The 18,701-nt window shown below is 62.4% G+C and carries 16 protein-coding genes; 5 read left to right on the top strand and 11 right to left on the bottom strand.

The features are described from left to right. The first annotated feature begins 53 nt into the window (after positions 1 to 53). On the top strand, positions 54 to 932 hold the full coding sequence (locus tag A2G96_RS27410; RefSeq protein ID WP_062803311.1) for an NAD(P)-dependent oxidoreductase: 879 nt from the start codon (positions 54 to 56) through the stop codon (positions 930 to 932). Positions 933 to 970: 38 nt separating this feature from the next. On the opposite strand, the gene A2G96_RS27415 is transcribed toward A2G96_RS27410, so the two are convergent. Then, complete coding sequence (locus A2G96_RS27415; RefSeq protein WP_062803312.1) at positions 971 to 1,942, bottom strand: tripartite tricarboxylate transporter substrate binding protein; 972 nt, start codon at positions 1,940 to 1,942, stop codon at positions 971 to 973. 237 nt (positions 1,943 to 2,179) lie between these two features. Between A2G96_RS27415 and A2G96_RS27420 the strand changes: the two genes are divergently transcribed. Continuing rightward, complete coding sequence (locus A2G96_RS27420) at positions 2,180 to 2,659, top strand: coiled-coil domain-containing protein (protein ID WP_062803313.1); 480 nt, start codon at positions 2,180 to 2,182, stop codon at positions 2,657 to 2,659. A gap of 50 nt (positions 2,660 to 2,709) precedes the next feature. On the opposite strand, the gene A2G96_RS27425 is transcribed toward A2G96_RS27420, so the two are convergent. The 4 genes from A2G96_RS27425 to A2G96_RS27440 all read right to left on the bottom strand — a co-directional run bounded on the left by A2G96_RS27425 (position 2,710) and on the right by A2G96_RS27440 (position 6,279). Then, positions 2,710 to 3,363 (bottom strand): hypothetical protein, encoded by a 654-nt coding sequence (locus A2G96_RS27425; protein WP_062803314.1) that lies wholly within the window; start codon positions 3,361 to 3,363, stop codon positions 2,710 to 2,712. Between the two features lie 11 nt (positions 3,364 to 3,374). Then, a complete protein-coding gene (locus A2G96_RS27430) occupies positions 3,375 to 4,328 on the bottom strand; it encodes a 5'/3'-nucleotidase SurE (RefSeq protein ID WP_062803315.1) in 954 nt (317 codons plus the stop codon). 454 nt (positions 4,329 to 4,782) lie between these two features. Further along, positions 4,783 to 5,607 carry a hypothetical protein gene (locus A2G96_RS27435; RefSeq protein WP_062803316.1) on the bottom strand — a complete coding sequence of 275 codons (825 nt, stop codon included), beginning with the start codon at positions 5,605 to 5,607 and terminating at the stop codon, positions 4,783 to 4,785. Between the two features lie 54 nt (positions 5,608 to 5,661). Further along, a complete protein-coding gene (locus A2G96_RS27440; RefSeq protein WP_231909669.1) occupies positions 5,662 to 6,279 on the bottom strand; it encodes a tetratricopeptide repeat protein in 618 nt (205 codons plus the stop codon). 252 nt (positions 6,280 to 6,531) lie between these two features. Here A2G96_RS27440 and A2G96_RS27445 point away from each other — a divergent pair, with 252 nt between their 5' ends. Beyond that, positions 6,532 to 7,668, top strand: a complete 1,137-nt coding sequence (locus A2G96_RS27445) for a zinc-binding dehydrogenase (RefSeq protein WP_062803317.1) — start codon at positions 6,532 to 6,534, stop codon at positions 7,666 to 7,668. A gap of 1 nt (position 7,669) precedes the next feature. On the opposite strand, the gene A2G96_RS34470 is transcribed toward A2G96_RS27445, so the two are convergent. Together A2G96_RS34470 and A2G96_RS27455 are read right to left on the bottom strand one after the other, a co-directional pair. After that, positions 7,670 to 7,921, bottom strand: coding sequence for a DUF302 domain-containing protein (locus tag A2G96_RS34470; RefSeq protein WP_062803318.1), 252 nt, complete (start codon positions 7,919 to 7,921; stop codon positions 7,670 to 7,672). Positions 7,922 to 8,143: 222 nt separating this feature from the next. Continuing rightward, entirely contained in the window at positions 8,144 to 11,263 is a 3,120-nt protein-coding gene (locus tag A2G96_RS27455; RefSeq protein WP_167354391.1) for a hypothetical protein, read from the bottom strand. Here A2G96_RS27455 and A2G96_RS27460 point away from each other — a divergent pair. Next, positions 11,189 to 12,292 carry an IS5 family transposase gene (locus A2G96_RS27460; protein ID WP_062799342.1) on the top strand — a complete coding sequence of 368 codons (1,104 nt, stop codon included), beginning with the start codon at positions 11,189 to 11,191 and terminating at the stop codon, positions 12,290 to 12,292. The two genes, A2G96_RS27455 and A2G96_RS27460, sit on opposite strands and share 75 nt — an antisense overlap. Before the next feature lie 135 nt (positions 12,293 to 12,427). Here A2G96_RS27460 and A2G96_RS27465 read toward each other — a convergent pair whose 3' ends face one another. The 4 genes from A2G96_RS27465 to A2G96_RS27475 all read right to left on the bottom strand — a co-directional run bounded on the left by A2G96_RS27465 (position 12,428) and on the right by A2G96_RS27475 (position 18,082). Further along, positions 12,428 to 13,243 (bottom strand): NACHT domain-containing protein, encoded by an 816-nt coding sequence (locus A2G96_RS27465; RefSeq protein WP_062803320.1) that lies wholly within the window; start codon positions 13,241 to 13,243, stop codon positions 12,428 to 12,430. A 646-nt stretch (positions 13,244 to 13,889) separates the two neighbouring features. After that, positions 13,890 to 14,624: an HNH endonuclease family protein gene (locus A2G96_RS33585; RefSeq protein ID WP_150124270.1), complete on the bottom strand. Its 735-nt coding sequence runs from the start codon at positions 14,622 to 14,624 to the stop codon at positions 13,890 to 13,892. 314 nt (positions 14,625 to 14,938) lie between these two features. Then, positions 14,939 to 15,457, bottom strand: a complete 519-nt coding sequence (locus A2G96_RS33995; RefSeq protein WP_174549329.1) for an AAA family ATPase — start codon at positions 15,455 to 15,457, stop codon at positions 14,939 to 14,941. A 1,494-nt stretch (positions 15,458 to 16,951) separates the two neighbouring features. Then, positions 16,952 to 18,082, bottom strand: coding sequence for an IS110 family RNA-guided transposase (locus A2G96_RS27475; RefSeq protein WP_062803321.1), 1,131 nt, complete (start codon positions 18,080 to 18,082; stop codon positions 16,952 to 16,954). 209 nt (positions 18,083 to 18,291) lie between these two features. On the opposite strand from A2G96_RS27475, the gene A2G96_RS27480 reads away from it, so the two are divergent. Continuing rightward, entirely contained in the window at positions 18,292 to 18,618 is a 327-nt protein-coding gene (locus A2G96_RS27480; protein WP_062803322.1) for a DUF1484 family protein, read from the top strand. Positions 18,619 to 18,701: the final 83 nt, after the last annotated feature.

Raw genomic sequence — 18,701 nt, forward strand, 5'->3', positions numbered from 1 at the left:
TTTTTCGCTATTTAGGAAGCAATCGCTTCCATTTTTGACCGAGGAGAACACCGATGAAGATCGCTTTTCTTGGACTGGGCACCATGGGCCTGCCAATGGCTGCAAACTTGCTCAAGGCCGGCCATGCAGTGCGCGGCTGGAATCGTTCGCCCGCGCCGGTGGCGAAACTGGCAGCGCTCGGCGCGCAGGGCGCGGCCACGCCCGTCGAGGCGGTCTCCGATGCGGACGTGCTGATCTCGATGCTGGCCGACGATGCCGCCACCCGTGCCACGATAGTGGATGCAGGGACACTGTCCGCGCTGAAGCGGGGAGCCATCCATGTCAACATGGCCACGATATCAGTGGCCCTGGCAGCCGAACTGGCGGCGCTGCACCAGGCGCAAGGCGTGGACTATGTCGCCGCACCGGTGCTGGGCCGGGCAAACGTTGCTGAAGCGGGCCAGCTCAACATCCTGGCAGCGGGCAATTCCGACGCCATTGCAACCGTGCAGCCGCTGCTGGATGCAATCGGCCAGAAGACCTGGCACCTGGGCGAACGCCCAGAACAGGCCAATGCCGCCAAGCTCGCCGTGAATTTCATGATCGCCAGCGCCATCGGCACGATGGGCGAAGCCGTGGCACTGGCGCACGGCCATGGGGTGGACAAGGCCGGCTTTCTGGAACTGGTCACGTCTACGGCCTTCGCTGCTCCCGTCTACAAGGGCTATGGGCAGGCCATCGCCGAAGAGCGCTTCGAGCCTGCTGGATTCAAGCTGGCGCTCGGCCTCAAAGACGTGCGCCTGGCACTGGAGGCTGCGGAACAGGCCAACGTCCCCCTGCCCCTGGCCAGTACGCTGCGCGATACACATATCGAAAGTCTGGCGCATGGCGAAGGCCACCTGGATTGGGCGGCACTGTCGCGCACGTCGGCACGCCGTGCCGGGCAGGCCTGAACAGTCGGCCCGGCGCAGCAGCGCCATGCGGGTTGATCTCATTGCGGCGGAATCCCGGTGTCCCTGACCACGCGCGCCCAGCGCTCGCGCTCGCTCTTGATAAAGGTGCCGAATTGGGCCGGCGTATCGCCGCCCGGGATGCCGCCCAGCTCCGCCAGCCTTGACTTGATCTCGGGTTCGACCAGGATGCCGGCGACTGTCTTCTGCAGCCGGTCTATCACCTCCGGCGGCGTGCCGGCCGGCGCCACCAGGCCGAACCATGCCGTCACCTGGAAGTCGTTCACGCCGGCTTCCTTCATGGTGGGAACGTCGGGCAGCTCGGGCACGCGGCTGGCGCTGGTCACGGCCAGCGCGCGCAGCTTGCCCGAGCGGATATGCGGCAGCGAGCTGGGCAAGTTGTCCACCATCATGGTGACCTGTCCCGCCACCAGGTCGGCCACGGCCGGCGCCGCGCCCTTGTACGGAACGTGGATCAGGTCGGTGCCGGTGCGCTTGCGGAACAGCTCGCCGGACAGATGGACCGACTGGCCGGTGCCCGAAGATGCAAAGGAGTACTTGCCCGGCTGCGCCCTGGCCAGCGCAACGAGTTCGGCGACGGTGCGGGCCGGCACGTTGGCATTGACCACCAGCACATTGGGCACCGACACCACCAGGGTGACCGGCGCAAAGTCCTCTGCGCGGTAAGGCAACTGCCGGTACAGGCTGTAGTTGATGGCATTGGGCCCGATATTGCCCATCATCAGCGTGTAGCCGTCGGCGGCCGACTGCCTGAGCGCTTGCGCGCCGATGATGCCGCCTCCGCCGGCGCGGTTTTCCACCACCACCGGCTGGCCCAGCAACTCGCCCATGCGCTTGCCGACGAGGCGCGAGGCGATATCGGTCGTTCCACCAGCAGCCGCCGGCACGATCAGCCGGATCGGCTTGTCGGGATATGCCGCCAGGGCTGCGCCATGGGCCGCTATGAGGGCAACACCAAGGGCCAGCGACAGCCCGTTGAAAGCCTGTTTCATCGTCGTCTCCTGTTACGGCCGCGCCATGCTTCTGTGTTGTGGTCGTGGCGCGGCGTCGAATCACGATAAATCGACCGTCAGAGCGACGTGAATTCACGTTTGGAGAAAGAAGGCTTCGGCCTGACGGAAGCCGTGACTCAAGTCCGCGCACAAAGCAGCCGATATCCGCCTTGAGCCGGCAGCTTCCGCGGACGAATTGCCCAGCGCCGGCAAACCAGGAGAAGTACCACCGTGACGATGATCGAACCGATTGCAGCCAAGACAGCGGCTGCCGTGTCGATGGATGCGCCCGCGGCACCGGCCGCCACCACCAGCGAAAGCGCCGGCGACGCGCCAGGAATTAGCGGCCGGCCCGCGGCCAGTACCGAGATCCATATCTCGGCCCCCGGCCACGCGCTGGTTGGTGGCGACAAGGCCGCGTCAGTGCGCGACAACAGCGATGTCGACGACAGCGGCCTGCCCGATCAGGCCAAGGATGCGATCAAGCGCCTGCGCGAACTGCGCGCACAGCTGGAGCGCAAGCTGCAGGAGCTGGAGGAGGCGAAGAATGCCACCACCGGCACGCCGGACCAGAAGCGCATCCGCATCGCGGTGCTGCAGCAGGAAATCGCCAGCCTGGGTAGTGCCATCACCACCACGACCGCGACGCTGAACCAGGCCATTCGCGAACTCTCGGCAGAGCAGCAAATGCTGGCCGGCAGCCTGGCAATGCGCTAGCACGCCAGGCGGCATCGCTCAGTCGCGGCGTCGCTCAGCCGCTGCTTCGCTCAGTCGCGATAGGCCCACAAATCCACCACGCGGCCGCCGTCGTCCGCGATCAGGCGGAATGCGGCCGGCTGGTAGTCGGTATCGATGGCAAGCACGCCGGTGGCATTGGCGGGCAGCGTGCCGCAGGCCGACGTCGACAGCTTCAGGCTCAGCGTATTCGGCATGGCCTGCGCGGCGAGCGTGCCCGACAGCTGGCATGCCGAAGCGCCGGGCGCGATCTTGCCTTCCCCGGTGACGGTGAAGGTGGCGCTGGCGCCGGTGGGCAGCACCGTGGTGTAGGTACCGGCCACGCTGGCAAGCTCGACGCTCGCGGCGGGCACCGCCGCCTGGCTCAGCAGCCTGACGCTGGCGGACGCGTCCGCGCCCGGTGCGGCAACCCAGCTGCCGCCCTTGTCGCGGCGGTAGATGGCGGTGGCCTTGTCTTCGGCATCGGCCAGGGCCAGGTAGCGGCTGCCGTCCGTGCCGGCGTAGTACTTGCCGACGGTCGGGTTGTCGGCATCGCCCACGCTGACGACATAGGCGCCGGGCTCCAGGTCGGTGACCGACAGGGTTGCGGTGGCGGGCGGTGCGCCGTTGTCGGGCGCGTCGTTGCCGCCGCAAGCGGCCAGCCCCAGCGCGGCTGCCAGGGGGAACAGGGAAATAACGCGTTTCATCGGGACCTGCCTCACTGGCCGAACAGTTCACCCAGGCGCAGGCGCAGCCATTGCTGGCCGGCGGGACGCTGGTCGAAGCCGATCTGCATGGCGGTGACGGCCGTCTTGGTCTTGTAGACCACGGACTCGTCCTCGGCCTGCGCGGCGGTCGGCGTGCCGCTGCCGGCGCCGATGCCGAGCCCGTACGGCGCCGTGCCGCTGAACTTCAGCGCATAGGCGTCGAAGGTGCCATGCCGCGAGAACGCGAACGGCGTGGCCGCCGTCGGCGCGTTCGGGAAGTTGACGTTCAGCGCCAGTCCCGCCGGCAGCAGCGGGCCGCCGTTGGCCTTGGCTTGCAGCGTGCCGAGCAGCTTGGTGGTCAGCTGCGCCACCACGCCGGACACCGGGCTCGCCAGGCCGGCATTGTCGACCGAGTCCGTGCCCGCGCTCAGCGCGATCGACGGAATGCCGCGCGCCGCGCCGAACTGCGCATTGCTGACGGTGCCCGAGCTGTTGACGATGCGCCCGACGTTCTGGCCTTCGTTGGGACCGGACAGCACCAGGTCCGGGGCCTTGCCCCAGCGTGCCGGCGCCAGCACGTCCAGGCCGTACATGGTCGCCATCACGGGCGTGCCATGGGCGTAGTGGTAGTCACCATTGGTGTAGCCCGCCTTGGTGAAGGGCCCCACCGCCGGCTCACCGGTTTTAGCCGCGCCGTTGTGGCAACCGCCCTCGGCCTCGACCTGGGTCTTGTCGTTGTCCGGCACGATGACCGTGGTGCTGTACATCACGATGCCCGCGCCGCGGCCGCTCTGGCCGGTGCAGGGTACGCTGACGATGACGTTGTGGCCGGCGCCCTTGAGCGCGTCGTACAGCGCCTTCAGGTTGCTGGTCAGGCCGTCGTCGTTGGTCAGCAGGATGTTCAGGGCGAAGGCAGGACTCGCCGAGGCGGCCAGCAAGGCCGCGGCGATCAGGCGGGATTTCATGTCAGTGGCAGGTCTGGGTGGTTCGGGAATGCGGGCGAAGCGTGCCCGCGCGGCAGGCAAGTTACTGCGGGCAGCCCGGTGAGGCTGGCGGGGCGCACGCGCCGGCAGCGCCGATGTAGGTGGCGCGGGCCGGGCGCAGCGCCCTGGGGTCGTCCGTGGTGGACGGACGCTACCTTAACCGCGCTTCATGACAGTTGCGTGAACAACAAAGGGCGCGATGCGCGCTGCGGGGTGTCTGGCCGGTGGCTGGCCGGGTATCGAGGCGCGGTACCGCGGCTGGGAGCGGGATCCCCACCAGCGACCCGGAGCCGGGGCGGAGCAGGGACAGGAGTGGAACTTGATCAGACAGGCCCAGGCTGGCTTAGGCCGCGCCAGCTGGGCCTGCGACAGGGCGATTGCTGCGCGCGCTCGCCTATCGCGTGGAACGTGGAAGGTTTTGCTTGAAGGTGCCAGGTTACGAGCCAACCTTGAGCTGGCCGCCGCGGCCCAGCCCGCCCTTCACTTCCTGGGCCTTGTAGTTGCGCAGCGAGACCACCATGTTGTTGTAGGCGTCCATGAATGCCGCCACGGTGGCCTTGCCTTCAGGCGTGCGCGAGAAACCGCCCAGCCCGCCGGCCGCACCGCCGCCCAGCGCGCCGAAGGCGGCACCGATATTGGTTGCCGTGGAGTTGCCTTCCGAGATGGACAGCTGCACGCCGGACCGGATGTCGAACATGGTCAGGGTTACGACCGATGCCTTGCTTTGCATGGCGCCGCCGACCAGTGCGCCGACCGCACCGAACAGACCGCCCACACCGGCGGCCAACTGGCCCGTGGAGTCGTTGTCGATGATGATTGCCGGCTCCATGTAGTAGTCGGCCGCGACGCGCTGTCCCTTCTGCTGGCGCGAACCGGCGCGGAACTCGCCGGAATTGCGCTGCTTGTCGGTAATGTTCGAAAGCTTGCTTTCGGTGCGGTTGTTGCCGACCGAGGTGATCACGAAGCAGTTCGACTGCTGCACCGCCAGGCGGATCAGTGGCTCGATGGTAGTGACTTTGGTGGCTGCGCCGAAGCTCGCATACCATTCCTTGCCCCGGCCATCATCGACGGCCAGCGTGCCCAGCGGCTTGTCGCAGCGCTCCAGCGTCGGATTGGCATTCACGCTGGTGGCCCCGCCCGCCGCGCCGGTGGCGGCCGTCGGTGCCGTGCCGGTGCTGATGATGCCGCCCCCGCTGGCGCAGCCAGCCAGGATCAGGGATGTGGCCAGGCCGGCCACGCGCAGAGAAGTCTTGTTCGGCATGAAAACGCGTTCCTGTTGACGGAAGTAATTAGAAAAATCGGAGGATGGGCGGGCTTAGCGGGGCTGCCAGCCGGCGCGGTCCCATACCCAGTAGTACGGATAGCTGCTGTACCAGGCCAGCCAGGATTTGCGGTAGGCTTCGCGCACCTGGTACAGGCTCTGCTCGTCCTTCTTGGCTGCTTGCGCTTGCGGCAGCAGGTCCCGTGCCTCCTTGCTGCCTTTCGCTGCAGCGCGCGTCAGCCACGCCTCGGCTTCAGCAGGGTCCGAGCCCATTTCCTCAAAGCCCATCAGGTAGATTCGCCCAAGCGCCAGCTGGGCCTGCATATGGCCGTTGTCGCCGGCCTTGCGCAACCATTGGAGGGCCTGATAGCTGTTGCGCTCCACGCCATCGCCACGCAGCAGGCGCAGGCCGAGGTCGTAGGCCGCGTTCGCATCGCGCTCAGCCACCGCTGCCAGCGCCTGCATACGGTGGTCGGCATCCGCTGGTGCAGCCTGCCCTGTGGCGACACGGCGATCCTGCTCGGTGCAGGTGTTGCCTTGGCACAGGCGTACGGTTTGCGACTGGGGGGACAACTGGTCTGCTGGCGATTGCGCGGCGCATGCTGCAAGGCCAACAACCATCGAAAGCATCAGAAACGTAATATTTCTCATAAACGGAATGTCCTGATACATCTACATTTTCTGGAACCTACAATATTCTATTGTAACAAAATGTACGCAGTCTAGCCCCGCTGCACTAATGCCGCATAAATGCCGCACTAATGCCGCTCTCCTGGAAAGATGCCTTGCCGGACTCCGACGCAAGACCTGAATTTCCGGCCAGTACGGGATTGGCAGGAACTTGCTACATTGCTGACTACTGGCGAAAACAGCCCCAGGCAGCTGCCCCGCTCACCGAAAACCGACAGACAAGGGAGACATCGAATGCACACCGCACTTCAACTTCGTTCGCAAATCAAGAGCAGCGGTGAACTCGAGCTATCGCTAGAGAGCATCGACACGCCGCATCCTGGCCCGGATGAAGTGCTCATCCGCATTGAAGCCTCTCCTCTCAACCCGTCCGATCTCGGCCTGCTGTTCGGTGCGGCTGACATGAGCACGGCCAGGGCCAGCGGCACGGCCGAGCGCCCCATCGTCACCGCGCGCGTTCCGGAAGCCGCGATGCGCAGCATGGCGGGCCGCCTGGATGTGTCCATGCCGGTTGGCAATGAGGGCGCGGGCGTGGTCGTCGATGCAGGCTCGTCCCCTGCGGCGCAAGCCTTGATGGGCAAGACCGTGGCTGCCATCGGCGGCGCGATGTACTCGCAGTACCGCTGCATTCCCGCAGACCAGTGCCTGGTCCTGCCCGAAGGCGCTACGCCTGCTGACGGTGCGTCGTCATTCGTCAACCCGCTCACCGCACTGGGCATGGTCGAGACCATGCGGCGCGAAGGACATAGCGCCCTGGTGCACACCGCCGCGGCCTCCAACCTGGGCCAGATGCTCAATCAGATCTGTCTCAAGGATGGCATCAAGCTGGTGAACATCGTGCGCAAGCAGGAGCAGGCGGACCTGCTCAAGGCACAAGGTGCGGTCCACGTCTGCAACTCCGCGTCGCCCACGTTCATGCAGGAGCTCACCGAGGCACTCGTCGCCACTGGCGCAACGATCGCGTTCGACGCCACGGGCGGCGGCAAGCTCGCCGGCCAGATCCTCACCTGCATGGAAGCGGCCTTGAACAAGACGGCCCGCGAATACAGCCGCTATGGCTCGACCACCCATAAGCAGGTCTACCTCTACGGCGGCCTGGACACAAGCCCGACCGAGTTCAACCGCAACTTCGGCATGGCGTGGGGCATGGGCGGCTGGCTGCTATTCCCGTTCCTGCAGAAGATCGGGCGCGAGCGGGCCAACGCGCTGAAGCAACGCGTGGTGGCGGAGCTGAAGACCACCTTTGCCAGCCACTACTCGAAAGAGATCTCGCTGGCCGAGGTGCTGGACCTGGATGTGATCGCCGTCTACAACAAGCGCGCGACGGGGGAGAAGTACCTGATCAACCCGAACAAGGGCCTGGCCAGGTAAATCACCCGGGGCGCCTGCGCGCCCACCGTGTCAAGAACCAGCCGCTGCGCAACAGCCAGCGGCGCGGTGCGGCTGGCAATGCGTGAGCGCCTTCCAGTTCCGCGGCGGTGTGGAAGCTCGCTCGGGTGCTGCCCTGGCAGTCGTCGCGCACCAGCACGCGCAGGGGCAAGTCCAGCGCAACGCTGGGTGCCGCGAGCATCAACGGCGTTCCCCGCTTGGCGTTGCCAGGGATCAGGACCTGCGTCGGCGGCATCTGGCTGCTGCCAGTGATGCCGTGGCCGTCTCTGACCGACCCGGTGCAGGCGTTCGAGCATCGTCGGCCTATGTCTGCTGTGCAGCGATTGCGGTCCTACGACGGTTATGGGCGAGCGGCCGGAATGCGTCACCAACCGGCCATTGATCCAGCACCTGACCTTTGGTGGTGGGGCACCGGTTAAAGGATGCTCCGCCAGCGCAGCACTCAGAGCAGTTGCACCTACAGTACGACGCCATCTTTGGCAGACCATTGGGAAAAGGTCCGATGGATGTGTGCGTGAGTTTGAAAGACTCGCTGTCTGCCCTCATTAGGGAGCAAGTCGTACCCATCCATCTTCTTCAGCCAGTCACGTTCGCCCCAGTTGCACCAGACGAGGACCTGGCGCGTCTCCTTCAGATACCGGCGAAGCAGATCCGCCCGGACGTAGAGCAGCTTGTGCTTGTCGCCAAAATAGCCTTCGCCTGCTTGTCTGTAGAGCGTTGCGGGATGGCCGCTTGCATCGAAGAAGTCGATTTCGCGGTTGCTGCAGGAGAGGCCAAGACGCTGGATCAGGCTTGGCGCCGGTATGTGAAAACCCGAGAAGGTGTTCTGCGCGGAGTGGTAGGACTCCCAGCCAAACTGGATGGATGGCAGCTCAAGTCGGACACCCGGAATATGGCGGGTGGTGGGGACGTCGAATTCAATGACGGAAGCTTCTTCGTCGCCCGTTGTAGTGCCTGACATCGAGGCGATCTTGATGGTGAGAGACCGCTTCTCACCGGCGCTGTAGTCACGCTCGTACTCATCGAACGCCTCCGCAATCTGCCGGCGGTATAGGCCATTGCGCTTGAGAAGATGCCGCGCAAAGTTGTGGCGGTGGCTTGGCTCTCCTGCGAACAGATAGTGCTCGTCGGCTCCCTCTGGGATCTTCTGGTTACCCGGGTAGTCGATGGACAGGAACCTCGACCGGAGCGTGTCCACATCCTTCTTGGCCACAAACACTCCGCGCAGGAAGGCAAAGAGTTCACGGTCGTGCGAGCTGTCAGCTCCTTGGACAAAGCCTTCGACGAGCACCCATTCACCCCGATGCCCATTGATCTCGGGGACCACCAAAAGCGAGTGCCAGTTTGGCGTGAACCCGCCTGCGACCCAGTCCTCCGTGGTCGCGGCGGGCGAACCGAAGAGGTCCGGCAAGGGAGGCGTCCAATCGGGTGGCGCCTTGGGGAAAGTGGGATCTACACCGCAATCGGAAGTCCGGCTACCCTGACGCCAATCCGGGAGCTTCCGGTTCGCATCGCGCTCTCCCCACATCTCGAAGTACGCGATCCAGGAATACTTCTTACCGTAGCGGTCAACTTTATGTTCGTTGCGAGCGTTCCAAGAGTTCCGCCCAATCTCCGACTCGACGTGCTCGAACCGCTTGTCCCGATACCCCAGGTCGAACATGCGCCGCTCGATCTTTGACCGTACCCGCACGTAGTCTGGCTTCGTATAGTCATAGTTTGCCCTGTTGGGAATCAGTCGACCGATTGTGTAGTTGCCGAAGTCCATTTGGATGGCGTGGCCAATCGCATCCTTGACTGCGTCATCAGGCGTTCCATTGCTGGTGAATGGCGACGGGGTATTCGGGAATGGTCGGCTGAGGTAGCGGCCTGACGTCTTCGGCAGCTTGACGCACCTTGCTCGCCGCGCGACCTCGATAATCCCAAGCGCGTAATCCCGCATGAGCGTGTGGTGCGTCGCGTGGCGCGCACGAGGCGCGAACATCTGAAGGTAGAGCTTCTTGGCCAGGTCCCCAAGGAGCGGCCTGAACGAAGCTGCCTTTTTGGAATCGACCAGCGACAGGGCCGTCCCGTAGGCGGCCGCAAGTACTCGCTCAGGGAGATACGGATCGTTAAATTCTAGGCATGCCACCGCGTGCGAGAACAGTAAGTCCGGATGTTGCTCTCCGATCAGAACGAGTGCCTTGGTTGCAAGGTCGCGATCACTGCGAACAACTGTGGGCAGGACCAGGGAGAACAACACCACGAGCTCGGCGGCCACAGCCCTAGTCATGTTCACTGTGTCGAGCTTCTCCGCCCAGGTCAGCAGCCTATGAATGGTCGGTGAGGCATACCTTCGTCGCAGGTATTCGGACCAGCACAGGTCGCGGTCAGCCATTGGATAACGCGACAGAAACTTGTACAGCCGCTTGGCATGGTAGGGATGGCTCGGTTTCGTCGCGACGGCCGCCAACGCATCCACGACGCGCTCCCAGGCGCGGGAACTTGCGCCCAAGTATTGATTGATGACCTTCTGCGTCCCCTCGGTGAACGCGGTCGGACTTCTCCAGAACAGGCCATCGACAAACGGCTCGAAATAGGCGTTAAGATCTTGTGCTTCCCGTGGCAGCGAGAAAAAGAGCTCGCGTTGGCTGGTAGGAAGCCTGCTCCCAACGCGCTCGGGGAACTCCGTGATCAATGCTTGGGCCCATCCCGGCTCCGCATAGTGGCCGAAGTTCCGATCGGTTAGCCGAAAGACCTTCGCGAGCGGAGAGGTGGCTGCGAAGCTGTCCTTGATGGCAGCAGGCGACGACGGATCCAGGTATGCCTTTAGCAGGTGCCTGGCGATCAAATGGTCGCTGAACCGCTGGTAAGGCAATCGGTACACCACCCGGGACTTGTGCTGTCCGTCCCTCGTGGAATACCAGATGGCGTCCTCTTCGATTAGCCCGTTCGTACGCATCGCCTCCAGAAGCTGGCGCCGTTGAGCGGGTCGTAACGAAGGCCTGCTCGCGGCGACGATGCGGTCTGCCTCTGACGGGAGGACATAACCGCGGAGTTTCGCTGCCATGCAGGGTGCGAAACCGGCAATCCGCTTGTCGACGAACTTGTCGTCACCCTTCAGCAAGATCCAGCATCCCTTGTCCTGCAGCCCGAACTCGTGTTCGATTTGTTGCCCAACGCGATTGACGAATGATTCCAACACGAACGTCATGCCGCGCTGTCCGGAGGCGATGCCTGCGAAGCCCTTTGCCAGCTTTTTGCCCGACAGGCTCTGCAGCGACTGGCAGATGAGTTTCAAGGTGAGAGGGCGCGAAAACTCGCGGTCCAACAGCGGAACCTCCGGCAACGGCAGCTGATAGTACTGAAAGAAGGCGGCCTGCGCATCGAACTCCTGGTCGTCGAAGCCGTAATGCTGAAGGCGATGAAATTTCTCTAGCAGGCCGCTGAAATACCTCCGGTGGACGTCAGCGCGACAACTGGCTGAAGCGTTGATTTGAGGAACCCATCCAACTCCACTTTCATGCGCGGCGCAGATACCTTCACGGAAAGTTTGTTCACTATGCGGAGGCTGGATGATTTCGTGCCGAAGTCCCACCCGCTGCGCTCGATCCGCGCCATGGCCAACCAGGCGCTGGTAAAGATGGACCGGTTGTTCGCACAGATGTACGAGGACGATATCAAGGGTGGCCAGCCCAGCATCGCGCCGGAGAAGTTGCTGCGGGCCATGCTGCTGCAGGTGCTCTACAGCGTTCGCTCCGAACGCCAACTCATGGAGCAGACGCAGTACAACCTGCTGTTTCGCTGGTTCATCGGGCTGTCGATGGACGACACCGTTTGGGTGCCCACGGTCTTCACCAAGAACCGCGAGCGGCTGATCAAGCATGATGCGGTGATCCAGTTTTTCAACGAGGTGCTGGCCATCGCGCAGAAGAAGAACTGGCTGTCGGGCGAGCACTTCAGCGTGGACGGCACGCTGATTCAGGCGTGGGCAGGCCACAAGAGCTTCGTGCGCAAGGACGGCGGCGACGACAAGGACGACAACGACGGCGCCAACTTCAAAGGTCGCACGCGCAGCAACGAGACGCACGAGTCCAAGACCGATCCCGATGCCAAGCTGTACCGCAAGGGCAAAACTGCGAGTGAACTTCGCTATATGGGTCATACCCTGAGCGACAACCGTCACGGCCTGGTGGTGAGCGCCATGGTGACCAATGCGGACGGACATGCTGAGCGCGAGGCCGCGAAGGTGATGCTCAACGATGCCCGACAGGTGACGGACGACCCGAACACCGAAATCACGGTGGGTGCAGACAAGGGCTACGACGCGCAAGAGTTCATTCAAGCCTGCCTGGAACTGAAGGTGACGCCCCACGTGGCACAGAACACCTCGGGGCGCCGCTCGGCCGTTCCTGATGCCATTGCTTGCAGCGCCGGGTATGCCGTTTCGCAGCAAAAGCGCAAGCTGATCGAACAAGGCTTCGGATGGGTCAAGACTGTCGGGCGCATGCGCCAGGTGATGGTGCGTGGACTGAAGCGAGTCGACCAGATGTTCGTGCTGAGCATGGCCGCCTACAACCTCGTGCGCATGCGCTCACTGGGACAAATCCGTCCGCAGTTGCAGTAATCGCGGTAATGAGGCCGGAATCGGGCGCCAAACCGCCGAAAAAATCGATGTAGGGACGTCCCGCTTCCAGATTGTGAAAAATCGCAAGCCTACTGCCTTGCAGGGGGAAGCCTCGCCTCTTGTACGGGGAGTACTTCAGCAACCTGCTAGGTCCGACTTCTCAATGGCTATGGCCTCAAATGGAGTCCGGCATGTCACGACCACCCCGATGTTGGGGTGGTCGGCGACGAGTGAGATCAGGGTACTGATCGCCTGTCGCCACTCGCGCCGACGTCCCTCATTGACGCCGTCGACGACGAAAACAGTGCGGCCCCTTGCCCCTTGTCCGGCACCCGAAAGCTCGGCGAACTTGTCCTCGACCGAAGTCGCCTCGCCGAGGCGCGCGCAAATATCCGCAAGCACGTCGCCTTCGAAGTTCTTCGCCAGCACCAAGACTGTGGGAGCTTCACGGGCAAGGCGCTCACTGGTGACATCGCACAGCAGGTGGGTCTTGCCCGTGCCCCATTCACCACCGATGAGCAGGAGCGGATCAGAGAGCAGCTTGAACGACGGGCTGCCCGCGTATTCCGCCTCATCCCGAACAATGCGCAGGCAGCGGCCAATCGCATCCAAGTTCGCGCGCACGCTGTTGTGCGCGGAAGAGTAGCTCCCGTCGTCCGGGGCAAGCTTGGCTTCCTCGGCCCGCCAATGGGCGATATCCTGCATCAAGCGGGCGTCGATCTCAGACAGCTGGTCGGCCCATTCATAGCCCGCAGTGGCATCGCGCGAACGCAGGCGATCCATCATCGCCGGAAGCGATGCGCCAGCGGCGTCAACCAAATGCTCGATCTCCGCGGGTCTTTGGCTATGATGCTTGGCGCGCTTCCAGGCTTCGGCGAACTCGTCGAGGACCGACCGGAAGCGCGTTTGCGCAGCATCGCCACATGCAACGTTGTCGATGGCGGTAGACAACGCGGCAATCCGAAGATTAGGCGCGCTCGGATCGATGCCGGGCGTATACCTTTGGCCCGCTTGACGTATTTGATCCCTGCAAAGATTGACCAGTACCGCTGAAAGTGATGGCGGATCAGAGGGCATAGTTCACTGTGTAGTAGCTAGAAGGTATCGCAATCCAGGAGGAGGCCTGGTCGAACGCCCCTCTACTTCGCCGCTAGCTTGTCTGGGATACGGGACTTGCCAGTGGGGCGGAAGGGCGACGCGTGGACGCCGGGTCTTCGAATCATTTGTCTCGAGGCTAGTTTCGCGGGCATAGCGGGCGCTCAGGGTGCTGGCTCGTAGGACTGCTTGCAGCCTGAAACGGTCAAGCTGCCCGGCCAGGCTCGAAGGGCTGTCCGGTATAGGCAGAAGATTGAAGTTCACCAACGGCTGCTTTGCCACTGCTATTGCGTGACGGCCAGGATGGGGAAATGTATGGTGGGGCCGTCTGGATGATCCCACTTGGAGAATCACCTGTCGGGTGGCGCTTGTGCGTAGCAACGGTGTTCGATGCCATTCGCGGGCCGGAACCTCTCGTGGGTGTGATGTCTGTAAAGAACACCACATCATTAAGCGATGTTGTCCATGGTGGGCGACTTGGCCGTGCGTGACGTTCAAGGTTTTAATTTTCAGTGCTTGCTTTGGCAGCCTCTCGACGACGCCGGAGCACCTTTATGATTGCGTCCTTCACATCATTTGCTCGATGCTGGTCTAGCACAGAGATCGCGCCGACAAGCATGGACAGCGCGCCTCCCCGCGCCTCTAGCCGCTCCGCGAGCGCACGCCGCTCGATCTGTCCAACATCGTTCAGCTTGAGACTACGAATTGTCCGTCTTCCCTCCGGAGACTGGCCTTCGAAAACCCAACCGCGCACGAGCAAAATGTGCTGTGAATAATTGTGAAAGTGCGGATTGACCCAGCTGAAATTGGCCGGAGCCACCGGGAACGCATCGCCGGACGTGAGAGCAATGCTGAGCACAGGACATCGAGCCGGCGCGGGCCCCACGAAGGTTCTGGTCATGAACCTGTATCTGCGGTTCCAAGACAAGAAATATGCGTTCTTCCGGATATTGCAGGTCCCACAAGAAAGCGCAAGGTTCCTGATCTCGTATGCAAATTGAGGAAATGTCGCCTTGTCGACAAAATGCTCAAGATGAGTCGCGTAGTCGTCGTACAGGTGACGTCTGCAAAAGCAGCAGCGTCCCAACTGCGCCGTCCTGAGCGCAATCTTCAGCCCGGCGCGGAATTCGATCGCGACTTTCGCCCTGGATTCCCATGTAAGGCCGACCAACGCCGCAGCTGTGGTCCCGGCAGGATAGCCAAGGGTCGGAACGATTCTGTCAAATCCGATGTTCACCGCTGAGGTCCTTCGTCTAGGAGCGCCTCAATGACATCGGCCATTGGATCGCTTGGAGTGAGTGCGTCACGGATCGACCTAAGCTTCGGCATCAATCCTTGGAACTCCGCATTCTCGAAGTCGCCTCGCTCGATCAAAGACACGGCTCGCTGGACCGTGTCCACGACGAGCCTGTTCCTGCTGGAGCCAACGCCGAATTGGGAAAGAAGCAACTCGTCAGACGATGCACCGTAGGACGCGACACTGGTCTGCGGCGCATCGCTACTCATGTCAACAATAGAACTGCCCTCCGGAGCGGCCCCCACGATGAGTGGCTAGTGTGTGCATACGATGAGATGCCCCTCCGTCTTCATCGCGCCTGCACACACGTCGAATACCGTCGCCATCAGCTCCCGCTGCCATTGCGGGTGGAGGTTGTTCTCGGGCTCGTCTATCAGCAGGACAGCCTTGTCCTCGAGCCCGAAGCCAATTGCCAGGATGCTGGAGAACATGTGATACTCACCTGAGCTTAATTCCATTGCTGAAAAGCCAGAATCGTCCCTTGCCGATTTAACAGTGACATCCACTAGTCGCACGAGGTCCGTGAGCAATCCCAGTCGTAGCACGTTGGGCGCGATGCCTTGGCAGTGCGCCCCCGTCTCATTAAGCTCGACCGCAAGGCGCCGCTTCCCGTTGTTCACAAAGAATTGCAGCGCCAAAAACTCGTCGTAGCCGAATTCCTGTAGCAGCCACTGCGCCGTGGCGTAGGAAATGTGCGGGCGATCTGCGGCTGTCTTGCGAGTGCTGTCGGACTCAGGTCGTATGCCTTGCACGATCCCAAGCAAGTCACCCATCGGGCCTCGTGCCTTCTTTGACACACCACGCTGGGCCTCCAAGATGTACTTTACGGATGGTCGAATTCCCGCGTGCCGATGTGCAACGCTAAAGAATTCCCATCTGCAACGCTCTGCCCTAGCAGGGTCGAGCGCAAAAGCCAGCATGGTCTCCAGCGGTGCCTTCTTGCTAAGCAGGTTGCTGATGACTCTTTGACCAACGTACGTGTAATTTGGGACGTCAAACGGACTGCGAGTTCCTCCCGGCAGTTCCTTCTGTGGAAACCGGTCAGCCACCGAACCTGATACACAAAGCACCTGATCCCGACCCGGATTCCGTACAGACGACGCCTCTTCTCGAGCGTTGCGTTCCACCACCGCCAGCCCAGACACGATCCCCTTCAGCAGCGTGCTCTTGTGTGAGCCGTTACGACCTGTAATGAAGGTTGTCGCAAAGTTGGTTGACCTAGGTCGATCTGACTCAAGCAACAAGTCAACCGACCTGACCTGATTGTCCCAAGTATGGAATGCCGCAGAGTGAATAACCGCCATGCTACCCCGCCTCCCAATTCTAAGTATGCCACGCGCACATTAGTATGCCACGTGCACATAAGCGTGAGCGTCTTTGACGCTCAGCCCTTGGCGGTTTCGATCGCCAGGGCAGCAACTTTGGAATACCCCATCATCCAAGGCTCTATCAGTCCTGCTTGTACGAGATCACTTCCGTGGCAAGCCGGTGACCGTGTGAGGAGGTGCTGGTCACCCGGCAGCAAAGTTGAACGGGCTTTCGGACATCGACTTGAGCAAGTCGAAGGACAGACCCCGCATGCGGAACAGACATTCAATTGCAAATGCCAGCTTTCCGCTCATGGCCGATAGGCGCCCCCCACCAGCCAAGACTCCCTCCGCCCCAACCTTAGAGCAGGCGCCGACGATACATGGCTTCAGCAACGTTCCGGACAACATTGCGCTCGCGCTCTAACCTGCATACCTGACCAGTATGTCAAAATTCGTTTCTGAATGATCTGATCCATTGCCGCTCCGGCGTGGGTGTTCGAGAATGGTTTGTCGCCAATCCAATGGCGATCAGGTTTAGCAGCCTGCATACCACACACGGACAGCGCCGCACGAGCGGCGCTGTCCGTCGCGCCATCGAACGTCCACACCTGCGGGCGGGCCTTGGCAGGGGAGCCTCAGGGCTCGCCGGTTGAGTGGTGCCGGTCTGCTGATATGACTCCCCGTGTCAATCGAGATTGGTTGGTTCAGTTTCACTTTCCCATATTGGTCCCAATTTCCTGAGGGCGACGTAGCAGTAAGTCTCGACGGTGGATCACGCTGATATCCGCGGGTTGGTTACCGCATTACAGAGGTCCGCCCAATGAGCCGGCCGCTATCTAACGTCGCAAGTCGGATGCAATCCGTTGCCTAGCAGACCCGCGGGTTGCTCGTGTGCCGGGCTACGCCGCCTTCAGGAAACTGGCCTCACAGTAGTGTCAGATAGGTTGATGGCCTAGGTTACGCTTCCCGCGCTTCGTTCGGTACGGCAAGCGACATCGCGAGCTGGCTGATATCCCATATGAATCCGCTCAGTTCGCGGGCCACTGCGACCACCGCAATGTTCGGGTTCTTGCCGCGGGCGGCAAGTTTCCGATAGCGCCGGCACAGTCGAACCTGAGCGTCCCAAGAGCGGTCAACGATGGCCTTTGGGATGCCTTCGTGCCGGCGTTGGATCTGGGGACTCACGCGTGCGGGGTGCCGGTAGCTCCAGGCGGCTTCTATCAATAGCTTTCTTGCATAGCTATTGCCGTTCTTTGTGATGCTGCCCTGGCGCCGCTTTTCTCCCGATGAGTGTTCAGCGGGCGTCACGCCGAGCCAGGCCATCAGTTGGCGCGGATGGGCAAAGCGTGAGAGATCGCCCAGCTCGGCGAGGATGCCTATCGCCGTAGTGAATTGCACGCCGCGCATGGTCTGCAAGCCCAATACGGCCGGGTAGAAGCGCCAGTTGACCACTGCTTCGCGCAAGGCCTCTTTGAGACGGCTGCACTGTGCGAGCCGATCCTCGATGGCACGTCGATATTCGTCAAAGGCAAGTTGTTGCCACACGGTGTCGAACACAAAGGCACTGATCCAGCGCCGGTGCGCCGGTCCCCAGTCGGCTCTGCCGGTGTAGCGAACACCGTGCGAGAGCAGAAAGGCCTTCAGCCTTTGTCGGGCGCGCTTCAGGTCGTCTTTGGCGCTGACCCACGCGCGTGACAAATCCCGGAACGCTTCGTCTTCCACGCTGGGCACGTACACCGCCGAGAGATCGCCGGCGCGCAGCGATCGCACGAGCTTGACCGCATCGCGTCGATCGGTCTTGATGCGTTCACCAGGCTTTTTCGGGATCAACGACGGCGCACACACCATGCAGTCGAATCCCTTTTGTGTGAGCTCGCGGTAAAGACCATAGCCGCAAGGGCCTGCCTCGTAGACGATTCGGATGTGGCGCGCTTTGGACTGCAGGCGCTTGCACAAGCGGTCGGTATCAGCCTTCGATGTACCGATCTTGCCAAGCTGTTCCACCTCAGCCATGCCGAGTGCGTACGCGACCGTGATCGAGTCCTTATGGACGTCCAGACCGACATACAAAGTGATATCGTTTTCCATGCTGGCCTCCGCGCTGGAAATCGCCGGGTGTGGCACTGTCCACACCGTGCGGCTCTGGCAGTCATGCTAACCCGCGTTTGATTCCTCGCGGCGGGCCAGCCCTCCTTGCCCTTGCTCCAGGGGAGTCATACTGACTAACCCTGCCCTGTGCTCGCCCACCCGATTAGCAGCGGACGACGGGCCTCCACCCCTTTAGTTCGGAGGTCATTATGCAAAGCAACACCCCGGCTCCCCAAGAGCCCACCCTTTCCCAAAAAGCTCAACTGGCCGAGAACCTGGCCAAAGTGGACCGCGCCCAGGCCCGCCCCCACGCCAAAGCCGCTCCGCCCCCGCCCAGCAAAGCCGTCACCCTGGAGGAGCAAATCCTCGAGGCCACTAACGACATCCTGCGCGTCAGCGCCGGCCTTCAGTCCTTCCTGACCTTGCTGGACCTGCAGAGCGACACCATCCCCCAAGGCATCGGCCTCCACGCCCTGCTTTTGCCGCTCAAGCAACAGCTTGACGAGAGCGCAGATCGCCTGCAGGCACTGGTCTGACCAGGGAGAGCCAGCTTACCCGCCCGACGGATGAGCAGCGCTGAAAAACAAACGGCGCGAGCCAACTAGTCTCGCGCCGTTTG

Origin of the sequence: Cupriavidus nantongensis (assembly GCF_001598055.1) — a bacterium.
Lineage (GTDB): Bacteria > Pseudomonadota > Gammaproteobacteria > Burkholderiales > Burkholderiaceae > Cupriavidus > Cupriavidus nantongensis.

Excerpts from the sequence above, each read along its gene's own strand:
- A2G96_RS27420 (WP_062803313.1), top strand. The coding sequence starts at position 2,180 with ATGATCGAACCGATTGCAGCCAAGACAGCGGCTGCCGTGTCGATGGAT.
- A2G96_RS34470 (WP_062803318.1), bottom strand. The coding sequence starts at position 7,921 with ATGCCGCCGACGCAGGTCCTGATCCCTGGCAACGCCAAGCGGGGAACG.
- A2G96_RS33995 (WP_174549329.1), bottom strand. The coding sequence starts at position 15,457 with ATGGGTGACTTGCTTGGGATCGTGCAAGGCATACGACCTGAGTCCGAC.
- A2G96_RS27415 (WP_062803312.1), bottom strand. The coding sequence starts at position 1,942 with ATGAAACAGGCTTTCAACGGGCTGTCGCTGGCCCTTGGTGTTGCCCTC.
- A2G96_RS27425 (WP_062803314.1), bottom strand. The coding sequence starts at position 3,363 with ATGAAACGCGTTATTTCCCTGTTCCCCCTGGCAGCCGCGCTGGGGCTG.
- A2G96_RS27410 (WP_062803311.1), top strand. The coding sequence starts at position 54 with ATGAAGATCGCTTTTCTTGGACTGGGCACCATGGGCCTGCCAATGGCT.
- A2G96_RS27480 (WP_062803322.1), top strand. The coding sequence starts at position 18,292 with ATGCAAAGCAACACCCCGGCTCCCCAAGAGCCCACCCTTTCCCAAAAA.
- A2G96_RS27475 (WP_062803321.1), bottom strand. The coding sequence starts at position 18,082 with ATGGAAAACGATATCACTTTGTATGTCGGTCTGGACGTCCATAAGGAC.
- A2G96_RS27440 (WP_231909669.1), bottom strand. The coding sequence starts at position 6,279 with ATGTATCAGGACATTCCGTTTATGAGAAATATTACGTTTCTGATGCTT.
- A2G96_RS27430 (WP_062803315.1), bottom strand. The coding sequence starts at position 4,328 with ATGAAATCCCGCCTGATCGCCGCGGCCTTGCTGGCCGCCTCGGCGAGT.
- A2G96_RS27435 (WP_062803316.1), bottom strand. The coding sequence starts at position 5,607 with ATGCCGAACAAGACTTCTCTGCGCGTGGCCGGCCTGGCCACATCCCTG.
- A2G96_RS27445 (WP_062803317.1), top strand. The coding sequence starts at position 6,532 with ATGCACACCGCACTTCAACTTCGTTCGCAAATCAAGAGCAGCGGTGAA.
- A2G96_RS27460 (WP_062799342.1), top strand. The coding sequence starts at position 11,189 with ATGCGCGGCGCAGATACCTTCACGGAAAGTTTGTTCACTATGCGGAGG.